We start from the raw sequence: 902 nt of genomic DNA, 5'->3' as shown, positions 1-902 counted from the left end.
GCAGTCCGGGGATGACGCCAACGAGTGCTTTGAGGCGGTCGATGGCGTCCTGGATGCGTTCGTGCGGGGTGCCCTCATGGACGCGGAACAAAACGATGTGTCGGATCATGGTGGTAGGTCCTTTCTACTGGGCGGTGTAGCCGCCGTCGATGATGATGTCGGTCCCGGTGACGAACCGGGATTCGTCGGAGGCGAGGAACAGCACCCCGTAGGCGATGTCTTCGGGTTCGGCGGCGAATCCCATCGGGATCTTCGCCAGGACCGCGGCGGTGGTCTCCTCAGAGAAGGCCCGCATGATGGGCGTGTTGATCAAGCCCGGGTAGACGGTGTTGACGCGGATGCCGACTTTCGCGACGTCGAGGGCGATCTCCTTCGTGATGGCGCGCAGGGCACCTTTGGTGGAGGAGTACGCGACGGAGCCGCCGCTGATGCCGCCGACGAGGCCGGCTGCGGAGGAGATATTGACGATGGACCCGGTACTGCTCTTCTTCATGTGAGGCATGACAGCTTTGATGCCGAGCAGGGTCCCGGTGATGTTGACGTTGAGGATGCGCGTAGTTTCCTCGGCGTCGATGTCCCAGACGTCCTCGCGGGTCTTGCCGGGGACCGCGGCGTTGTTGATCAAAATGTCGACGGCACCGAAGGCCTCGACGGCTTTGGCGATGACGTCGTTCCAGTCGCTCTCGGTGGCGATGTTGTGCTTGAACCCGATGACGGACTCAGAACCGAGCTCGGCGTTGATCTCCGCAACCGTCTCGGCGAGGAGGGTGTCGTTGAGGTCAGTGGCGATGACTTTCGCGCCTTCCTGGGCGAAGAGCTTCGCTTCGACCTTGCCCTGACCGCCGGCGGCGCCGGTGATGATCGCGACCTTGTTATTCAGACGACCCATGACGTTCTCCTTC

The 902-nt window shown here is 62.5% G+C and carries 2 protein-coding genes; both read right to left on the bottom strand.

Features of this window, described 5'->3' with window-relative positions; translation table 11 throughout:
• The coding region (locus CXQ97_RS20740; protein ID WP_146069731.1) for a Dabb family protein at positions 1–109 on the bottom strand (109 nt) is incomplete at its 3' end.
• Positions 110–124: 15 nt separating this feature from the next.
• A partial coding sequence (locus CXQ97_RS18580; protein ID WP_219815471.1) for an SDR family NAD(P)-dependent oxidoreductase occupies positions 125–902 on the bottom strand: 778 nt, incomplete at its 5' end.

The organism is Arthrobacter sp. B0490 (assembly GCF_002929355.1).
Taxonomy (GTDB): domain Bacteria; phylum Actinomycetota; class Actinomycetes; order Actinomycetales; family Micrococcaceae; genus Arthrobacter_D.
Note: the sequence above shows the minus strand (reverse complement) of the source record. Positions and strands in the feature narration are given on the sequence as shown.